Source organism: Amaricoccus sp. (assembly GCF_036846665.1).
In the GTDB taxonomy this organism is placed as follows: Bacteria; Pseudomonadota; Alphaproteobacteria; order Rhodobacterales; family Rhodobacteraceae; genus Amaricoccus.
Genome location: NZ_DAIUBO010000059.1, coordinates 1 through 19,281, shown reverse-complemented (window position 1 = coordinate 19,281; position 19,281 = coordinate 1). Strand labels below are relative to the sequence as shown.

At 70.4% G+C, this 19,281-nt stretch carries 17 protein-coding genes; 11 read left to right on the top strand and 6 right to left on the bottom strand.

Translation table 11 applies throughout. The features are described 5' to 3' along the window. From V7050_RS07875 to V7050_RS07865, 3 genes are all read right to left on the bottom strand, one after another. Positions 1–1,481: sigma-70 family RNA polymerase sigma factor (locus tag V7050_RS07875; protein ID WP_324410440.1), on the bottom strand; the 1,481-nt coding region annotated here is incomplete at its 3' end. Between the two features lie 111 nt (positions 1,482–1,592). Next, positions 1,593–3,551, bottom strand: coding sequence for a DNA primase (gene dnaG, locus V7050_RS07870; protein ID WP_324365885.1), 1,959 nt, complete (start codon positions 3,549–3,551; stop codon positions 1,593–1,595). Positions 3,552–3,662: 111 nt separating this feature from the next. Continuing rightward, on the bottom strand, positions 3,663–3,995 hold the full coding sequence (locus tag V7050_RS07865) for a DUF6476 family protein (protein WP_324365887.1): 333 nt from the start codon (positions 3,993–3,995) through the stop codon (positions 3,663–3,665). Here V7050_RS07865 and V7050_RS07860 point away from each other — a divergent pair. Then, a complete protein-coding gene (locus tag V7050_RS07860) occupies positions 3,994–5,013 on the top strand; it encodes an RluA family pseudouridine synthase (protein ID WP_324365889.1) in 1,020 nt (339 codons plus the stop codon). The genes V7050_RS07865 and V7050_RS07860 overlap by 2 nt on opposite strands. Before the next feature lie 14 nt (positions 5,014–5,027). Here V7050_RS07860 and tdh read toward each other — a convergent pair whose 3' ends face one another. Continuing rightward, positions 5,028–6,071, bottom strand: coding sequence for an L-threonine 3-dehydrogenase (gene tdh, locus V7050_RS07855; RefSeq protein ID WP_324365890.1), 1,044 nt, complete (start codon positions 6,069–6,071; stop codon positions 5,028–5,030). Then, positions 6,068–7,258 (bottom strand): glycine C-acetyltransferase, encoded by a 1,191-nt coding sequence (locus tag V7050_RS07850; protein WP_324365892.1) that lies wholly within the window; start codon positions 7,256–7,258, stop codon positions 6,068–6,070. The genes tdh and V7050_RS07850 overlap by 4 nt, the downstream gene beginning before the upstream one ends. A gap of 315 nt (positions 7,259–7,573) precedes the next feature. On the opposite strand from V7050_RS07850, the gene rpoH reads away from it, so the two are divergent. From rpoH to V7050_RS07810, 8 genes are all read left to right on the top strand, one after another. Further along, positions 7,574–8,470 (top strand): RNA polymerase sigma factor RpoH, encoded by an 897-nt coding sequence (gene rpoH / locus V7050_RS07845; protein WP_324365894.1) that lies wholly within the window; start codon positions 7,574–7,576, stop codon positions 8,468–8,470. A 174-nt stretch (positions 8,471–8,644) separates the two neighbouring features. Continuing rightward, positions 8,645–10,219 carry an inorganic phosphate transporter gene (locus V7050_RS07840; protein ID WP_324365896.1) on the top strand — a complete coding sequence of 525 codons (1,575 nt, stop codon included), beginning with the start codon at positions 8,645–8,647 and terminating at the stop codon, positions 10,217–10,219. After that, complete coding sequence (locus tag V7050_RS07835) at positions 10,216–10,698, top strand: universal stress protein (protein WP_324365898.1); 483 nt, start codon at positions 10,216–10,218, stop codon at positions 10,696–10,698. The genes V7050_RS07840 and V7050_RS07835 overlap by 4 nt, the downstream gene beginning before the upstream one ends. Next, positions 10,695–12,374 (top strand): Na/Pi cotransporter family protein, encoded by a 1,680-nt coding sequence (locus tag V7050_RS07830; protein ID WP_324374676.1) that lies wholly within the window; start codon positions 10,695–10,697, stop codon positions 12,372–12,374. The genes V7050_RS07835 and V7050_RS07830 overlap by 4 nt, the downstream gene beginning before the upstream one ends. 105 nt (positions 12,375–12,479) lie before the next feature. Further along, a complete protein-coding gene (locus V7050_RS07825) occupies positions 12,480–13,106 on the top strand; it encodes a hypothetical protein (protein WP_324365901.1) in 627 nt (208 codons plus the stop codon). A gap of 304 nt (positions 13,107–13,410) precedes the next feature. Continuing rightward, positions 13,411–14,487, top strand: coding sequence for a sensor domain-containing diguanylate cyclase (locus V7050_RS07820; protein WP_324365903.1), 1,077 nt, complete (start codon positions 13,411–13,413; stop codon positions 14,485–14,487). A gap of 80 nt (positions 14,488–14,567) precedes the next feature. Continuing rightward, positions 14,568–15,536, top strand: a complete 969-nt coding sequence (locus V7050_RS07815; RefSeq protein WP_324365904.1) for a Gfo/Idh/MocA family protein — start codon at positions 14,568–14,570, stop codon at positions 15,534–15,536. A gap of 7 nt (positions 15,537–15,543) precedes the next feature. After that, a complete protein-coding gene (locus V7050_RS07810; RefSeq protein ID WP_324365906.1) occupies positions 15,544–16,197 on the top strand; it encodes an MSMEG_1061 family FMN-dependent PPOX-type flavoprotein in 654 nt (217 codons plus the stop codon). Between the two features lie 58 nt (positions 16,198–16,255). On the opposite strand, the gene V7050_RS07805 is transcribed toward V7050_RS07810, so the two are convergent. Continuing rightward, the gene (locus tag V7050_RS07805; RefSeq protein ID WP_324365908.1) at positions 16,256–17,047 is read right to left on the bottom strand and encodes a VPLPA-CTERM sorting domain-containing protein; all 792 of its coding nucleotides are present in this window, start codon (positions 17,045–17,047) and stop codon (positions 16,256–16,258) included. Positions 17,048–17,511: 464 nt separating this feature from the next. On the opposite strand from V7050_RS07805, the gene V7050_RS07800 reads away from it, so the two are divergent. Then, positions 17,512–18,171, top strand: a complete 660-nt coding sequence (locus tag V7050_RS07800) for a L,D-transpeptidase (RefSeq protein ID WP_324365910.1) — start codon at positions 17,512–17,514, stop codon at positions 18,169–18,171. A gap of 258 nt (positions 18,172–18,429) precedes the next feature. After that, a partial coding sequence (locus V7050_RS07795) for a DUF937 domain-containing protein (protein WP_324410438.1) occupies positions 18,430–19,281 on the top strand: 852 nt, incomplete at its 3' end.

Sequence of the window (19,281 nt, the reverse complement as noted above, 5' to 3'; positions counted from 1 at the left end):
GAGAACTTGTAGCCGCGGCGGTATTCGAACTTGTCGACCGCCTTCATCAGGCCGATGTTGCCTTCCTGAATGAGATCAAGGAACTGCAATCCGCGGTTGGTGTACTTCTTGGCGATGGAGATCACCAGCCGGAGGTTCGCCTCGACCATTTCCTTCTTGGCGATCCGGGCCTCCTTCTCGCCCTTCTGCACCTGGTTCACGATGCGGCGGAACTCGGAGATGTCGACGCCGACATACTGGCCGACCTCGGCGATCTCGTAGCGCAGCTCCTCGGCCTTGTCGCGCAGGCGGGTGGTCAGGTCCGACCAGCCGCGCGAGCGGATGGTGGCAACCCGGTCGAGCCAGCCGGGCTCGAGCTCGCAGCCGCGGTATTCGGCGATGAACTCGGCGCGGTTGATGCGCGCCTGGTCGGCGAGCTTCACCATGGCGCCGTCGAGCGTCATGATGCGGCGGTTGATGCCGTAGAGCTGGTCGACGAGCTGCTCGATGCGGTTGTTGTGCAGGTGCATCGAGTTCACCAGCTCGACGATCTCGCCGCGCAGGCGCTGGTACTCGCGCTCCTGGGTGGTGGTGAAGCTCTCGCCGGTGTTGAGCGTGGCGGAGATGCGGTCGTCCTGCATCTCGGCGAGGCGCGTGTAGTCGGAGGCGATGCGGTCGAGGGTCTCGAGCACCTGCGGCTTGAGGGCGGCCTCCATCGCGGCGAGCGAGAGATTGCCCTGGTCGTCGTCGTCCTCCTCCTCGGGCTCGGCCGCGGCGCGGGGTTCGCCGTCCTCGTCCTCTTCCTCGTCGGACGCGCCCTCCTTTGCCGGTGCGGCGGCGGCTTCGGTCCGGGGCGCGGCCGCATCAGCCGCGGGCGCCGGCGCGACGGCGGAGAGCACGCTGTCGACCTCGTCGGTCTCCATCTGTCCGGAGAAGGTGGTCTCGAGGTCGATCACGTCGCGCAGCATGATCTTCTCTTCGAGCAGCTCGTCGCGCCAGACGGTGATGGCCTGGAAGGTCAGCGGGCTCTCGCAGAGCCCCGCGATCATGGTGTTGCGCCCCGCCTCGATGCGCTTGGCGATGGCGATCTCGCCCTCGCGCGAGAGCAGCTCCACCGAGCCCATCTCGCGCAGGTACATACGCACCGGGTCGTCGGTGCGGTCGAGGTTCTCGTTGGAGGTGGAGGTGAGCGCGACCTCGCGCGAGCCGCTCTCCTCTTCGGCGGCTTCCGCCTCGGGCGGGCGGCGGTCCTCGTCGTCGACGTCGTCGCCCTCGATGACGTTGATGCCCATCTCCGAGAGCATCGCCATGACGTCCTCGATCTGCTCGGAGGTGACCTGTTCGGGGGGCAGGACCTGGTTGAGTTCCTCGTAGGTGATGTAGCCACGGGCGCGGGCGGTCGCGATCATCTTCTTGACCGCGGCCTGGCTCATGTCGAGCATCGGGCCGGCGCCGTCCTGGGAATCCTCGGGTTTCTTGTTGTCGGTGTCCTTGGCGGCCATGAAGTCTCCGTCGGGGCTACGGGGCGGATCGTCGCCCGGGGGCGTTGCGGCGATCCTGGGTTTTCTAGCACGAATCACTGATTCGCAACGAGAGTCTGATTCGATTCGCGGTCAGGTCTTGCGCGGTTTCTTCCAGATCTGGCGGTCGAGCAGGTCCTGGAGCCCGGCGGAGAGCATCTCCTCGGCCTCGGCATCGACCTCGGCGCTTTCCGAGATCGGCCGGCTGGCGGCCTTATGCGCGGCTTCGGCGGCGTCCCTCAGGCGCCAGCCGACGCTCTCGGCGGTCTCGGCGTTGAGCTCGCGGGCGGCGTCGATCAGCTCGGCGCGCCAGCCGGCGACGGCGGCGTGCCGGGTCAGTTCCTCCTCGATGGCGCGGGCGGCGAGCTCGGGGTCCGCGCCGGGGCCGAGATGGCGGTTGGCGCGCACCTGGCCGGGGGCGAGCAGGTCCGGCATCGGGTCGCGGCCGATCCGCTCCGCCACGGCGTCCCGCAGCCGGGTGCCTTCCGGCGCCCCGGTGACCGCGGACAGGAGGGCATCGCGGATCTCCGCGAGATCGGCGCAGGAGAAGGGCATGCGGTCCAGCCGCTCCTCGAAGGCCGCGGCGAGGCCGGGGTTGTTCAGGCAGCCCGCGAGGATCGCGCATTCGCGGATGCGCGCCTCGGCCTCGACGCCGGGGGTCGGCCGCCCGAGCAGCGAGGCGCGGGTGGCCGGTGCGGCGGTGGCGATCGTCGCCGGCCGGGATCCGGGCCTGGTGCCGGTCCGGTCGGAACGGGTCGGGCGCGGCGGCGGCGCGAAGAGCGCGGCGCGGCGGCTGCGGATCTCGGCCTGGTAATGGGCGCGCAGGCCGGGATCGGCGATGCGCGCCAGATGCGCCTTGAGCCTGCCGTCGAGGGCGGCGCGCCGCTCGGGGCTGTCGAGCACCGCGCCCTCGGTCTCGCGGCTCCAGATCAGCTCGACCATCGGCAGCGAAGCCGCGACGAGCGCCTGCATCGCCGCGGCCCCGCCGGCGCGCAGGACGTCGTCGGGATCCTGGTCCGCCGGCATGACCGCGAAGCGCAGCGCATGGCCCGGCGTGAGCAGCGGCAGCGCGAGGTCGATCAGGCGCTGCGCCGCCTTGCGGCCGGCGGCATCGCCGTCGAGCGCGACCACCGGCTCGGGCGCCAGCCGCCAGAGCAGTTGCAGCTGCGTCTCGGTGATCGCGGTGCCGAGCGGGGCGACGGCATGCTCGATGCCGGCCTGGGCGAGCGCGATCACGTCCATGTAGCCCTCGCAGACCAGCAGCTCGCCGGACTTTCCGGCGGCGGCGCGGGCGGGCGCGATGTTGTAGAGGGTGCGGCCCTTGTCGAAGAGCGGCGTCTCGGGGGAGTTCAGGTATTTCGGCTGCTGGTCGCTCGTCAGGGCACGGGCGCCGAAGCCGATGGCGCGGCCGCGCGCGTCGCGGATCGGGAAGGTGATGCGGCCGCGGAAGCGGTCGTAGGCCGAGCCGCCCGCCTCGGGCAGGCCGACGAGCCCCGCTTCGGCGAGAAGCGCCGGCGCGAAGCCCTTGGCCTTGAGATGGTCGAGCAGGGCGGTGCGTCCCTCGGGCGCATAGCCGATCTCGAACCGCTCGCGGGTCGCGGGGGCGAGGCCGCGGCGGTCGAGATAGGCGCGGGCCTCGGCGGCGCGGGCGGTGTTGAGCTGCAGGCGGTAGAATTGCACCGCCGCCTCGACCGCCTCGGCGAGGCCCTGGTTGGCGGCGGCCTTCGCGGCGGCGGCGGGATCGCGCGCCGGCATCGTCATTCCCGCCTCGCGGGCGAGCAGTTCCACCGCCTCCATGAAGCCGATGTTCTCGGTCTTCTGCACGAAGCCGAAGGCGTCGCCCTTGGCGTGGCAGCCGAAGCAGTAATAATAGCCCTTGGCGTCATCGACGTGGAAGGATGCGGTCTTCTCGTTGTGGAACGGGCAGGGCGCCCACCAGTCGCCGCGGGCCGCATTCGACTTGCGGTTGTCCCAGGTCACCTTGCGGCCGACCACCTGCGCGAGCGAGACGCGGCCGCGAAGTTCGTCGACGAAGCCTGGGGGGAGCGACATGAGCGGGAATATCGGGATGGCAGGGTGAATTGGCAAGGGCCGGCGATGCGGGGAGATGCCCGGTCCCGGCGGCCCGCATCGCCACGGCCGGGGCGGGCTTTGCCGCGAGGCTCAGTTGTCGATGAGAAGGCTCGCGCGGTCGGCGCCGGTGGTGCGGTCGAGCAGGCGGATGCGTTCGCGCCCCTCGCCGTCCACGGTGACCACCGCGATCCAGTCGCTGCCGAGGGTCACCGCGCGGGCGCTCTCGCCGGGGGGCAGGCGGATCGCCTCGGGCAGGTCCGGCGCCCGGGCGAGCGGCGCCAGGCGGATGACAAGCAGAGCGACGATCGTTATCACCCCGAGGATCAGGGTCGCGGTGAGCGCCGTCACCAGCCGTCGCAGCTGGCGCAGGCGGCGCGGCTCCGGAATTTCGTCGCCCGTGGCAATCGGATGGCTCTCGCCCATGAATCCGCCTCGTCTTCCGATTCGGGTCACGCTGGGGTCCGCGACCGGCCAGCGCCTTGATAAGGCGCTGGCGGCCGCGGTGCCAGAGGGGCTGGGCCTGAGCCGGTCGCGGCTGCAGGGGCTGATCGAGCAGGGGGCGGTGGCGCGGGCCGATGGCGCGGTGGTGACCGACCCGCGGCTGCGCATGGAGCAGGGCGCGGAGCTGGTGCTGACGCTGCCGCCGGCGCTGCCGGCGACGGCCGCCGCCGAGCCGATCCCGCTCGTGGTCGTCCACGAGGATGCGGATCTGATCGTCATCGACAAGCCGGTCGGGCTGGTGGTGCATCCCGCGCCGGGCGCGCGGGAGGGCACGCTGGTCAATGCGCTGCTGCATCATTGCGGGGCGAGCCTCTCGGGCGTCGGCGGCGCGCTCCGGCCGGGCATCGTGCACCGGATCGACAAGGATACCTCGGGGCTTCTCGTGGCCGCCAAGAACGATGCGGCGCATCAGGCGCTGGCGGCGCAATTCGCGGCGCATCGCCTGGAGCGGCGCTATCTCGCGGTGGTGCGCGGGGCGCCGGACCCGGCCGATCCGCGGCTCGCGGGGCTGGCCGGCGTGTCCTGGGAGCCGGGCGGCGTTCTGCGCATCGAGGGCCGCATCGGCCGGCATCCCGGCGACCGCAAGCGCATGGCGGTGCTCAACTCGGGCGGCAAGCCGGCGGTCACGCGGGCACGGGTCCTCGAACGCTTCGGCCCAAGGGGCGCGCCGGTCGCGTCCCTCGTCGAATGCTGGCTGGAAACCGGGCGGACCCATCAGATCCGGGTGCATCTGACCTTCGCGGGGCATCCGCTCGTCGGGGACGGCGTCTATGGGCGGCGCGGCGGCCCGGGGCCGCTGGCGGCCTTCCCGCGCCAGGCGCTGCATGCGGCGACGCTGGGCTTCCGGCATCCCCGGAGCGGCGAGGCGATGCGCTTCGAGGCGCCGCCGCCCGAGGATTTCGCTGGCCTGCTGGCGGAATTGCGGGAAATTTCGTCCTGACGGCGCGGGACCGCTCAGGCCGCCGTCCAGTCCATCACCACCTTGCCGGAATTGCCAGAGCGCATGACCTCGAACCCGGCGGCGAAATCGTCGATGCCGATGCGATGGGTGATCAAGGGCGCGAGATCGAGCCCCGATTGCACGAAGGCGATCATCTTGTACCAGGTCTCGAACATCTCGCGGCCGTAGATGCCCTTGAGCGTCAGCATCTTGAAGATGACCTTGTTCCAGTCGATCTCGAACCCGGCCGGGGCGATGCCGAGGATGGCGATCTTGCCGCCGTTGTTCATCTTGTCGATCATGTCGCGGAAGGCCGGCGCGGCGCCGGACATCTCGAGGCCGATGTCGAAGCCCTCGGTCATGCCGATGCGCGCCATCACGTCGGCGAGGTTCTCCGCGCCGGCGTCGACGACGGTCTCGATGCCGAGGCTCCGGGCGAGATCGAGCCGGTAGGGGTTGACGTCGGTGATGACGACCTTGCGCGCCCCGGCGCGCGCGGCCACGAGCGCGCCCATGATGCCGATGGGACCGGCGCCGGTGACCAGCACGTCCTCGCCCACGAGATCGAAGCTGAGCGCGGTATGCACCGCATTGCCGAAGGGGTCGAAGATCGCGGCGATCTCGTCGGGCACGTCCTCGGGGATCAGGACGACGTTGTCCTCGGGGATGCAGACGAATTCGGCGAAGGATCCGGGCCGGTCGACGCCGACGCCCCTGGTGTTGCGGCAGAGATGCCCGCGCCCGGCGCGACAGTTGCGGCAGGCGCCGCAGACGATATGGCCCTCGCCCGAGACGCGCTGGCCCACATGGAAGCGCCGCACCGCCGAGCCGGTCTCGGCGATGGTGCCGCAGAATTCGTGTCCCGTCACCATCGGCACCGGCACGGTCCGCGCCGCCCAGGCGTCCCAGTTCCAGATATGCACGTCGGTGCCGCAGATGGCGGATTTGGCGACCTTGATCAGCACGTCCGTGGGTCCGGGCTCGGGCACCGGCACCCGCTCCATCCAGAGACCGGGCTCGGGGCGGGATTTGACCAGCGCCTTCATCTCGTTGCTCATGCGATGACTCCCAGCTCCCGCCCGGTGGCGGCGAAGGCGGCGATGGCGGCGGCGACATCGTCGTCGGAATGCGCGGCGGACATCTGGGTGCGGATGCGCGCCTTGCCCCGGGGGACGACGGGGAAGGAGAAGCCGACGACATAGACGCCGCGGTCGAGCATCCGCGCGGCGAAATCCTGGGCGCGCTGGGCGTCGCCGAGCATGACCGGGATGATCGGATGGCCGGCGCCGGCGAGCTCGAAGCCGAGCGCCGTCATCTCGGCGCGGAACCGGGCCGAATTCGCCGTGAGGCGCGCGCGCATCTCCGCGCCGGTCTCGATCATCTCGAGAACCTTCAGCGAGGTGGCGGCGATCACCGGGGCGAGGGTGTTGGAGAAGAGATAGGGGCGCGAGCGCTGGCGCAGCAGGTCGACGACCGGGCCGCGCGCGGCGGTATAGCCGCCCGAGGCGCCGCCGAGCGCCTTGCCGAGCGTGCCCGTGAGGATGTCGACGCGATCCGCGACGCCGCAGAGCTCCGGCGTGCCGCGGCCGCCGGGCCCGACAAAGCCGACCGCATGGCTGTCGTCCACCATCACCAGCGCGTCGTGGCGCTGGGCGAGATCGCAGATCCCCGCCAGATCGGCGATGATCCCGTCCATGGAGAAGACGCCGTCGGTGGCGATCAGGCGGTGCCGCGCGCCGGAGGCCTCCTTCAGGCAGCGTTCGAGATCGCCCATGTCGTTGTTGGCGTAGCGCAGGCGCCGCGCCTTGCAGAGCCGCACGCCGTCGATGATCGAGGCATGGTTCAGCGCGTCGGAGATGATCGCGTCCTGCTCGCCGAGCAGGGTCTCGAAGAGGCCTGTATTGGCGTCGAAGCAGGAGCCGTAGAGGATCGCGTCCTCCATGCCGAGAAAGCCGGCGAGCCGCGCCTCGAGCGCCTTGTGCTCCTCCTGGGTGCCGCAGATGAACCGCACCGAGGCCATGCCGTAGCCGTATCGCTCGAGCGCGGCCTTGGCCGTCTCGACCAGCTCGGGGTGGTCGGCGAGGCCGAGGTAGTTATTGGCGCAGAAGTTGAGCACCTGCCCGCCGGGGTCGGCCTCGATGCGGCCCGATTGCGGCGAGGAGATCACGCGCTCGCGCTTGTAGAGGCCGGCGGCCTCGATCTCGCCCAGCTCCGCCTCGATCCGGTCGATGAATCTCGCTGTCATCGCTGCCGCGTCCTTCTCTGCCGGGGGCCGGTCCCGGCAAGGGGCGGGGCCGCGGCCCAATCTGCGCGGATCCCGGCGCCAAGTCCAGCGGTCGGGGGACGCGCGCCCGAGGGATGGACATTCCCGTGCTGCGCTGCAATATGGGCCGCCAGTCGCGGGGCGATCACCCTTCGCTTCGTCGCGGTGCGGCCTGGGGACGCGGGCGCGGCCCGGTGCGTTTTCGACGGAAATCCGCGACGTGTGCGTTATATTGTATGGAAAGTGACGTGACGCGGGCCCTCGCCATGGCGAGCGACCGCGGAAGGAGGAGGCGGGATGAACTATGCCAAGCTGCCGGCGCCGTCCCCGGAACAGGGGCTGTCGCGCTACATGCAGGAGATCCGGAAGTTCCCGATGCTGGAGCCGGAGCAGGAATACATGCTGGCCAAGGCCTGGGTGGACCACGGCGATACCGAGGCCGCGCATCAGCTGGTCACGAGCCATCTGCGGCTGGCGGCCAAGATCGCCATGGGCTACCGCGGCTACGGGCTGCCCACGGCCGAGGTCATTTCGGAGGCCAATGTCGGGCTGATGCAGGCGGTCAAGCGCTTCGACCCGGAGAAGGGGTTCCGACTCGCGACCTATGCCATGTGGTGGATCCGGGCGAGCATCCAGGAATACATCCTGCGGTCCTGGAGCCTTGTGAAGATGGGCACGACCGCGGCGCAGAAGAAGCTCTTCTTCAACCTGCGCAAGGCCAAGAACAAGATCGGCGCCATCGAGGAGGGCGAGCTGCGCCCCGAGAACGTGGCCAGGATCGCCCATGACCTGAGCGTGACCGAGGAAGAGGTGATCTCGATGAACCGCCGCATGTCCGGCGGGGACGCGAGCCTCAACGCCCAGGTCAACAGCGATGGCGACGGATCCGCCGAATGGCTGGACTGGCTGGAGGACGAGGAGGCCGATCAGGCCACGGCGCTGGCCGAAAGGGACGAGCTCGAGAGCCGCCACGCGCTCCTGCTCGAAGCGATGCAGGCGCTCAACGAGCGCGAGCGGCACATCCTGACCGAGCGGCGGCTGAAGGACGAGCCGGTGACGCTGGAGGATCTGAGCCAGGAATACGACGTCAGCCGCGAGCGCATCCGCCAGATCGAGGTCCGCGCCTTCGAGAAGCTGCAGAAGAAGATGCGCGAACTCGCCGCGGAGCGCGGGATGGTGCCGGAGCTCAACTGACCGGCCCGAACCGGCGCCGCCGGGCTGCGGCCGGGGGGGCATCGCCGGATGCGGGGATTCCCGCATCCGGGCTTGACCTCGCTCAAGTCCGGCCCCAATCCGTCATGTCATAGAATCGTCACACATCTGGCGCCGTTGCGCGCGGGGAAGCCTGTGCGCGGGAGGGGCGGGCGGATGGAGAGCGATCCGGTCAACGTCAAGAAGCTGGAGGCCGCGCTCCTGGTGAACCGGGGCGAGCTCTTCCGCTTCGGCAGCGCGCTGCTCTTCGTGGTGCTGATCATGCTCTTCACCATGGCGAACAGCCCGGGCGGACAGCACGGCACGCTGCTCGTGGCCGCGGCGATGATCGGCGGCTACATGGCGCTCAACATCGGCGCCAACGACGTGGCCAACAACGTCGGCCCGGCGGTGGGGTCGCAAGCGATCACCCTGGCCGGGGCCATCACCATCGCCGCGATCTTCGAGGCCTCGGGCGCGCTGATCGCCGGCGGCGAGGTCGTGGGGACCATCAAGAACGGCATCATCGACCCGGGCCTGATCGCCGATGCCGACACCTTCATCTGGCTGATGACGGCGGCGCTGCTCGCGGCCGCGATCTGGCTCAACCTCGCCACCGCCATGGGCGCGCCGGTGTCCACGACCCATGCGATCGTCGGCGGCGTGCTGGGCGCGGGCATCGCCGCGGGCGGCTGGGGCATCGCCGATTGGGCGGAAGTGCTGCGCATCGCGGCCTCCTGGGTGATCTCGCCGGTCCTGGGCGGGCTCATCGCTGCGGGGTTCCTCTATCTCATCAAGCGCACGATCACCTATCGCCCCGACCTGATGCGGGCGGCGCGCACCATGGTGCCGCTCCTGATCGCGGTGATGGCATGGGCCTTCACGACCTATGTCGCGCTCAAGGGCCTCTCGCATGTCCTGGCCTTCAGCTTCGTTTCCGCGAGCCTCCTGGGCGCGGTCGTGGCGGGCGTGATCTGGCTGATGATGCGGCGCTACGTCGCCGAGAAGGCGCCGGATCTCAGCAACGACAAGGAGGGCGTGAACGAGCTCTTCACCGTGCCGCTGATCTTTGCGGCGGCGCTGCTGAGCTTCGCCCATGGCGCCAACGACGTCGCCAATGCGGTGGGGCCGCTCGCGGGGATCAATGACGCGGTGATGTCCGGCGGCGTCACCGAGAGGGCCGCGATCCCGCTCTGGGTCATGCTGGTCGGTGCGGTGGGGATCGCGCTCGGCCTCGCGCTCTACGGGCCGAAGCTGATCCGCACCGTCGGCTCGGAGATCACCGACCTCGACAAGGCGCGCGCCTATTGCATCGCCATCGCCGCGGCGATCACGGTGATCCTCGCCTCGCAATTCGGCCTTCCGGTCAGCTCGACCCATATCGCGGTGGGCGGGGTCTTCGGCGTGGGTTTCCTGCGCGAATACCTCAAGGTCAGCTATGCACGGAAGATCGAGGAGATCCGGTCGCACCACCACGATGCCGACCAGGCCACGGTCGAGGCGTTCCTGGAACGCTTCGACGCGGCCAGCGTCGACGAGAAGGGCAGGATGCTGGCGGAGCTCAAGGCGGCGAGGGCGGGCAGCACCCTTCACAAGGCCGAGCGCAAGGATCTGCGGCGGCTGCACCGGATCGAGCTGGTCAAGCGCTCGCTCCTCCTGCGCATCGCCGCGGCCTGGGTGATCACCGTGCCGGCCACCGCGCTGGCCAGCGCGATGTTCTTCTTCATGATCCGCGGCGCGTTGCTGCCATGAGCGGCGAGCCGGGCCCGGCCTCCCGCGACACCATCCTCTGCGCGGTCGATTTCTCGGGCGATTCCGCAGCCGCACTCGGCTGGGCCTGCCGCCAGGCGGTCCTGACCGACGCGCGGCTGGTGCTGCTCCATGTCGTGCACGATCCGGCGTCGAGCCCGGGCTTCTATCGCCGCGTGGGATCGGCGTGGCTGGAGCCGATGATCGCGGTCGCCGAGGACATGATGGCCGAGTTCCTCGCGGCCTTCCGGGCGGAGGACCTGCCGGCGCCGGCGGGGCTCGAGACCCGGCTGGTGCGCGGGCTGCCCCCCGGGCGCATCGTCGAGGTCGCGCGGGAGCTGGGCGCGGATCTGGTGGTGGTCGGAAGCCGCGGCCGGACCGGTCTGCCGCATATCCTGCTCGGATCGGTGGCCGAGCGGGTGGTGCAGACGGCGCCGATGCCCGTGACGGTGGTCAAGCGAAGGGACGCGGCCCCGGCATGACGGCCGAGCTCGACCAGTTCGACCTCTGGGCCGGGCTGGCCGGCGGGCTGGCGCTCTTCCTCTTCGGCATGGATCTGATGACCGCCGCGGTCAAGCGCGCCGCGGGCGAGCATCTCAAGACCCTGCTCGGCCGGGTCACGCGCAACCGCTTCCTCGGCGCGCTGGCGGGCGCCGCGGTCACCGGGCTGGTGAATTCCTCCACCGTGACGACGGTGATCCTCGTGGGGTTCATCTCGGCCGGGCTGATGTCCATGGCCCAGAGCGTCAGCGTGATCATGGGCGCCAATATCGGCAGCACGGTGACGGCGCAGATCCTGGCGTTCAACGTCACGCGCCTCGCGCTGCCGATGATCGCGCTGGGGTTCCTCCTGGCCTTCCAGACCCGGCGGGAGCCCTGGAGGGACTATGGCCGGATGCTGCTCGGGCTCGGCTTCGTCTTCTACGGGATGGGGCTGATGAGCGCGGCGATGGTGCCGCTGCGGACGAACGAGACGTTCATCGACTTCATCGCCGCGCTCGCCAATCCTGTGGCGGCCATCCTCACGGGCATGATCTTCACCGCGCTGGTGCATTCCTCGGCGACGACCACCGGCATCGTCATCGTGCTGGCCGGGCAGGGGATGCTGACGCTCGAGACCGCCATCGCCGTGGCCCTCGGCGCCAATGTCGGAACCTGCGCGACCGCGGGCCTCGCCGCGGTCGGCAAGCCGCGCGAGGCCGTTCGCGCGGCGCTGGTGCATGTGCTCTTCAACGTCGCGGGCGTGCTGATCTGGGTCGCCTTCATCCCGCAGCTGGCGGCGCTGGTCCGCCATGTCTCGCCTGCGGGCGACGTGCCGCGGCAGGTGGCCAATGCCCATACGATCTTCAACGTGGCCAATACGCTCGTCTTCATCGGCTTCACGACGCAGATCGCGCGGCTGGTCGAATGGATGGTGCCCGACCGTCCGATCGCCGCGGACGAGCCGCTGAAGCCGCTCTATCTCGACGCGGCGCTGCTCTCCACGCCGGCGGTGGCGATGGAGAACGCCCGGCGCGAGCTCGGCCGGATGGGGACTTATGTCGCGGACATGCTCGACCGCGCGCTGCCGGCGGTGCTGGGGAACTCGCGCGGCGCGCTTCACGCGCTCGAGGCCATGGACAAGCCGGTGGACCGGCTGCACCAGGCGATCATCGCCTATCTCGGCCGGGTATCGCTCAACCGCCTCTCGGAGGACCAGGCGCAGACCCTGATGCAGCTCGTCGCCATGTCGAACGATCTGGAGCATGTGGGCGACCGCATCGCCACGGATCTGACCACATCGACACGCAAGCGGCTCGACGAGCATGCCCCGATCAGGCCCGAGGCGGCGCGGCGGATCACCGCTTATCACGCCGATGTCGCGAAGGCTTTGCGGCAGGCGGTCCGGGCGGTGATGGAGGAGGATGCGGCGCTGGCGGCGGAGGTGCGGGGGATGAAGCGGGAGGTGACGGGGCTCTCCCGGGACATCGCCCGCGAGCGCTTCCGCCACGTTCCCGATCGCGTCGATGGCGCGCTGATGGCCTATGTCCGCGAGGTCGAGATCGTGGAGATCCTCGACGGCATCTTCAAGATCGCCCGCCGCATCGCCCGCGGCGAGATCGAGACCGGAGCGGAGCCGGAACCGGATGCCCCGCCGGTGGCGGCCGCGGCCCGCTGAGGGGCGGGGCGCGCGCGCGGGGGTCTTCACGGAACCGTGTGTGGGCGGAGCGCGGCGGGGCGCTAGCCTTGAAAGGCCGGTCGGCGGACATCAGGGAGGAACGACATGCACAGGGCAGCGGGCATCGCGGCGGTGGTACTTGCGGGCGGCCTCGGGGCGGCCGCGGCGCAGGAGGGGACGATGAGCTTCTTCGTCACCAGCCAGAACCCCGGCCAGGGCGCGAATTTCGGCGGCCTCGCGGGGGCGGACGCGCATTGCGCCAGCCTCGCCGAAGCCGCCGGCGTCACCGGCAGGACCTGGGCGGCCTATCTCTCCACGAGCAGCGTCGATGCGCGCGACCGGATCGGCAGCGGGCCCTGGGTCAATGCCGAAGGCGTGGTGATCGCCGAAAGCGTCGAGGCGCTGCACGGCGAGGGCAACAACATCACCAAGGCGACGGCGCTCGACGAGACCGGGGCGATGGTCAACGGGCGCGGCGACGATCCCAACCGGCACGACATCCTGACCGGGTCGATGCCGGACGGCACCCGGGCGGCGGAGACCTGCGGCGACTGGACGCTCGGCGGCGAGGAGGGGGCCGCGATCGTCGGCCACCACGATCGCATGGGGCTCGACGAGTCCGCGGCGGCGATGTCGTGGAATTCCTCCCATGCCTCGCGCGGTGGGTGCAGCCTCCCGGCACTGCGCGGGACCGGTGGCGACGGGCTGCTCTACTGCTTCGCCGTCGACTGAGGTATTCGGGCGCCTCGGGGCCTCGCCGCCGCGGCGCCCGGGCAGGCATTCCATCCCGTAGCCCCTCTCGAAGCCGCCGAGCGTGCAAGGAAGGCGCGCGGGGGGCGCGCAGCGCGCGTTCCGGAAGCGATGCTCGGTGCCGTGGGCGCGCTTGGTGGCGCTGCCGCGCCGGGCTCGGCGACAGTTTTGCGCGAATTGCCCGGGCTTTTCCGTGCCGTGGCGATCCCGCGCACCGGGATCTTGGGAAAGCGTTAAGGAACGCGGCCCAGAATCCGGTGCTTGGGAGAGCTTCGGGGGAGCTGGGATGAGTCTCGACACGGATGGCGAGTTCGAACGGCTGAACGCGCTCAGGCGCTACGCGATCCTCGACACGCCGCCCGAGGGGGCCTTCGACCGCATCACCGCGCTCGCGGCCGAGATGCTCGAGGCGCCGGTCGCCATGGTCAGCCTCGTCGACGCCAACCGGATCTGGTACAAATCGGTGCACGGTCCCGCGGGGCTGCGCGAGATCGCGCGCGGCCCGACGCTCTGCGGCGCGGCGATCGAGGAGGACGGCGTCTACATGGTCGAGCAGGCCAGCGCCGATCCGCGCACCCAGGAGCATCCGCTGGTCACGGGCCCCTTCGGGCTGGAATTCTACATCGGCGTGCCGCTGAAGACCCACGAGGGCTATGTGCTGGGCACGCTCTGCTGCATGGACACCCGGCCGCGCAGCGCCGATCTGCGCCAGCGGCGCTATCTCGAGACGCTGGCGGCGATCGTGATGGACGAGATCGAGCTCCGGCGGTCCGCGGCGCAGATCTCGCGGCTGAGCGAGGCCCTGGCCGCCGCCTGCAGCGATCTCGAGCGCCGGGCCTGCTTCGATCCGCTCACCGGCGTGCTCGCGCGGGCGGCGATGCTCGACCGCACAGGCCGGCTCCTGGAGCGCGCGGTCGCCGGGGCGAAGGGGGCGGCGCTGCTGGTGGTCGACGTCGATCGCTTCAAGGGGATCAACGACACCTATGGCCACGGGGTGGGCGACCGGGTGCTCAAGGAGGTGGCCAGCCGCATGGCGGGAAGCTGCCGCGGCGGCGACCTTCTGGGGCGCATCGGCGGCGAGGAGTTTCTCGCGGTCTTCGCCGAGGTCACCCCCGAAGAGGCCCTGACCATCGCCGAGCGGCTCCGCGAGGCGGTCTGCCGCACGCCGGTGCCGCTTCCCGGCGGTGCGCCGCTGGAGGTCACGGTGAGCGGCGGCCTGCGGGCGGTCCTCCCCGGCGACAAGCCCGCTCCGCTGGGCGATTCCATGGCCGAGGCCGATGCCGCGCTCTATGCGGCCAAGTCCGGCGGGCGGAACCGGATCGTGCTGTCCGACGGATCGCAGATGCCGCCGCCGGCGGCCTGAGCCCGCCCGCGCGTTTTCCTTGGACCCTGCGGCGCGGCGCGGCTAGGCTCGCGGGCAAGGAGCAAGCGGCGGAGGGACGCATGGAGAAGGGTCCGGTGCGCTGGGGCATCCTGGGAGCCGCGAAGATCGCGCGGGAATGGGTGGCCCCGGCGATCCATGCCAGTGCCCGCGGGGTGGTGGCGGCGGTCGGCAGCCGGGACCGGGCCAAGGCCGCGGCGATGGCGGCGCCCTATGGTGCCCGGGCGGTGGAGGGATACGAGGCGCTGCTGGCCGATCCCGGGGTCGATGCCATCTACATCCCCCTGCCCAACGGCGACCACGTGGCATGGACGCTGAAATGCCTCGAGGCGGGCAAGCACGTGCTCTGCGAGAAGCCGATCGCGCTCGCGGCAGGCGAGATCGACGATCTGATCGCCGCGCGCGACCGCACCGGGCTCGTGGCGGCGGAGGCCTTCATGGTCACGCATCACCCGCAATGGCTCCGGGTGCGCGAGCTGCTGCGGGAGGGTGCGGTCGGCCGGCTGCGCCATGTCCAGGGCGCCTTCAGCTTCTTCAACGAGGATCCGGGCAATATCCGCAACCAGGCGGATCTCGGCGGCGGCGCGCTGCGCGACATCGGCGTCTATCCCAGCGTCGTCACCCGCTACGTCACCGGCGCCGAGCCGGAGCGGATCGCGGCGGCGATCGACTGGGACATGGGGATCGACGCCACGGCGCGGGTGCAGGCGGCGTTCCCGGAGTTCCATCTCGATTTCTACGTCTCCATGCGCATGGCGCCGCGGCAGCTGATGACCTTCCACGGCGACGGCGGCTGGCTCTCGGTCCATGCGGCCTTCAACGCCGGCGCCTATGGCGACGAGGTCATCGAGATCCGCGCGAGCGACGCGACGACCATCCTCGAGCGCTTCCCGCGCGCCGACCAGTACCGGGCGCAGGCCGATGCCTTCAACGCCTCGGTGCTGGACGGCGCGCCCTTCGCCTGCCCGCTCGAGTTCTCGCGGGGCAACCAGCGCATGATCGACATGATCTATGCCGCCGCCGCCGCATGAGGGGAGCGTGGGCGCAGGCCGGGATGCGGCGGCGCTGTTCGACGAGGTGATCGAGAGCCCGGAGAGGCTGCGCGCGCTTTTCCCGCCGGTGCACGAAAGGGCGGCGGTCAAGGTGATCGACCATATCGATCCGATCTGCCGCCGCTACATCGCCGCCTCGCCCTTCGTGCTGATCGCGACGCGCGGCGCGGACGGGCGGCTCGACGTCTCGCCCAAGGGCGACCCGGCCGGCTTCGTGCAGGTGCTCGATGCGCATACCCTGGCGATCCCCGACCGGCCGGGCAACAACCGCCTGGACAGTTTCGGGAACCTGCTGGCGCATCCGGAGATCGCGCTCCTCTTCCTGATCCCCGGCAACGGCGACACGCTGAGGGTGAGCGGCACGGCGCAGCTCGTGCAGGACGCGCGATTGCAGGCGCAGATGGCGAGGAACGGTCGCGAGCCGGCCCTGATCCTGATCGTCCATGTCGAGGAAGCCTATACGCATTGCCCGAGATGCATGGTCCGCTCCGGCCTGTGGTCGCCCGACCGCTGGCCCGATCTCGGCGAGGTGCCGACGCTCGCCGAGGCCCTGTCGGCGCATGTGGCACTGGCGACGGGGCAGCGGGACCCGGAATCGCCGCCGCGTCCCGCCGGGGACGAGGGCGGGAGCCCGCCATGACGGAAACGGCCGGACGAGGTCCGGCCGTCGCTGCGTTCGGATTGGCGAGCGGACGGCGTCAGACCGGCGCGCGGCGGCGCCGGAAGACACCGAAGCCGGCAAGGCCGCCCATCAGGAGGAGCCCCGCACCCGGCAGCGGAACCGGCGCGACCCGGGCCACCGTGACGTCGTCGATGCCGAAGCCGTCGTTGAGATTGCTCGTCAGCGTCACCTTGGCGCCATGCACGAAATCGTCGAACAGGATCCTGACGAAATTGATGTTGCCGTTGGGCTGCCGGGGGATGGAGGCCAGGGTGGTGGAATAGCCCGCCGCCTCGACCTTGATGCTGAACTGCGTTCCCTTGATGTCGCCGACGTCGCCGAGCATGAAGGCGAGGCTGTCAAAGCGGCCGAAGCCGGTGCTCGCGCCGATCGTCCAGACCATGGAGGTCAGGTCGTTGCTGTCGAGCCAGTTCTCGCCGCCGTCGGTGCTGTTCTGGCGGCCCCAGAGCGTCCCGTCGGGGCTGTTGCCCACACCGTTGTCGGCCCGGATCTCGAGCCCGCTTCCGCCATTGACCGACGAGCCCCCCGGCCCGCCGTTCGACGCGCTGATCGCCTTGAAGGTCCCGGCGTTGGTCTCGACCGGATTGTCGGTGCCCACGAGGCCACCCCAGGGCGTGAAGCTCTCGAAGTCCTCGACGACATTGGCTCGGGTGCCGGTCAGGTAGGTGGCATAGGCCGCCTGCGCCCCGGAAAGGTTCGTCATCCCGAAGGTGTCGATCGAGATGTTCACGCTTGCCGCGCTCGCACCCTGGGCGAGTCCGGCAAGCAGGATGGCTGCGCCAAAGAGGCGCTTGGGTACTAGGTACATGCTACTCACTCCACTCGCTTGTACGGGTGAGACATGAACCGGCATCGAGATGCTTTCAAATCGAATCAAACTTAACGGCAATGCCCCCGATCCGCCCCGCTGCGGGGCCGGGTGTGTCCGGATACGCGCAGAACGATACGATCCACGGCAGAAACAACCTGGGGCCTATGCGAACGCCCCAGCGGCCCGTCTGGAGGCCGGTCAGCTGGGATCTGCGCCCTCAGGGAAGGCTCGGGTTTCGTGGGGGATCCCGACGCGCGCCCGTTAACCATGGCCGCTGTTTCCGCCCGCCGGAAAGCTTCCGCTAAGCACGACGGCACGGCCTGCGCCCGGATTCAACCTCCGGCAATGCCCGCGCGCTATCGCTGGCGGGACCGGGGCGAATCGGCCGGGAACGGCCGCCGAGCACCGGATCTTGCCTGAGAACGGTTTTGCGGTCAGTTTGTGTAACAGGTGGGCTTGACATGACGATCTTCGTGCGATCGGGGCTTTCACTGCTGCTTGGCGGCTTCCTGCTGGCGGGCTGCCTGCCGGTGGAGAACGGCGTCACGGTGGCGGCGCCGCAGGCATCCGACCTGCCGCAGCCGGCGGATCCGGCGGTCTATGCCGCCCGGGCGGACGGGGAGAGGATGCTGCCGGCGATCGACGTCGCCGCCTTCCATCCGGCGCTGCTGCGCAATCGGGTCGCCTATGCCACCGCGGAAGCGCCGGGCACCATCGTCATCGATACCAAGGGCCCGTTCCTCTATCTCGTGGAGCCAGAGGGCATGGCGACCCGCTACGGCATCGCCATCGGCCGCGAAGGCTTCGGATGGACGGGAACGGGCTATATCGCGCGCACCGCGCGCTGGCCGGGCTGGACGCCGCCGCCCGAGATGATCAAGCGCGATCCCTCGCTCGCGAAATGGGCCGGCGGCATGCCGGGCGGCGTGAGCAACCCGCTCGGAGCGCGCGCGCTCTACATCTATTTCGGCGGTCGCGACTCCGGCTACCGCATCCACGGCACGAACACCCCCAAGAGCATCGGCTGGGCGGCTTCCTCGGGCTGTTTCCGGATGCTGAACCAGGACGTGATCGACCTCTACGACCGGGTCGGCAAGGGCGCCAAGGTCGTGGTGATGTGAGCCCGGCCGAAAGGCCGGCCGAGTCTCCTGACCCGATGACGGGAAGACGGCGCCGGCAGGACCGGCGCCGCCGTGGCCGTGGCCGCGGCCTGGCTCGGCCGGGTCTTGCCGCCGGCGCGCCCGGCGCTCTTCTCCCGCCTCCGCCGCTTCAGAAATGCCTCCATACGTGCTATGGAAAGCAGCGCTCCGGCGACCCGACGCCGGACGGGGCATGATGCCGGTCCGGGCGAGCCGGATGGTCAGGCACGAGGGGGAGACATGAACCTAACCCAGATGATTACCGGCTTCGCGACGCCGATGATCGCGAGCAAGCTCGCGGGCGCGCTCGGTCTGCCCGAGGGCGTGGTCCGCAAGATCGTGAGCGTCGGCATCCCGGTGGTGCTCGCGGCGATCATGAAGCGCGGCTCCGCGCCGGGAGGAACCGATGCGCTCGGCGGTGCCCTGTCAAGGATGGGGGACAATCCCCTCGACGCGCTCGGCGCCGCGCTCGGCGGCGATGCGTCGCAGGTGAAGACCGCATCCAGCGCCGGTGGCGATCTGCTCTCCTCGATCCTCGGCGCCGATTCTGCCGGAACGCTCGCCTCCAAGCTGGGGAGCTACGGCGGCGTCGACGCGAAGGCGGCCGCGCCCCTGCTCGGGACGATCGGCTCGATGGCGCTCGGCGGGCTGAAGAAGACCGCCGACGATCAGGGACTCGACGCCGCCGGGGTGATGAAGCTCCTCGAAAGCGAGAAGGGCGACATCGCGAAGGCGATCCCGGCGGATTTCGCCAAGATGCTGCAGGGCACCGACCTGGTGGGTGCGAATTTCCTCCAGAGCGCCGCGAGCGCGCCGGCGGCGCCGAAGCCCGCACCGCCACGGCCCGCGCCGCCTCCACCGGCACCGCGCAAGGGTGGGATGTCGCGTTGGATCATCGGCCTGATCGTGCTCGCCCTGCTCGTCTGGCTCGTCAGCAAGTTTCTCGGCGGCCCGCCCGAAGAGCCCGCACCCGTGGAGCCCGCAGCCACGGAGGAGCCGGCACCGGCCACCACCACCGAAGCCGCTCCGGCCGAGCCGGCCGCGGAGCCGGCGGAGACCACAGCCGCGGAAGTCCCGGCGGCAGACGCTCCG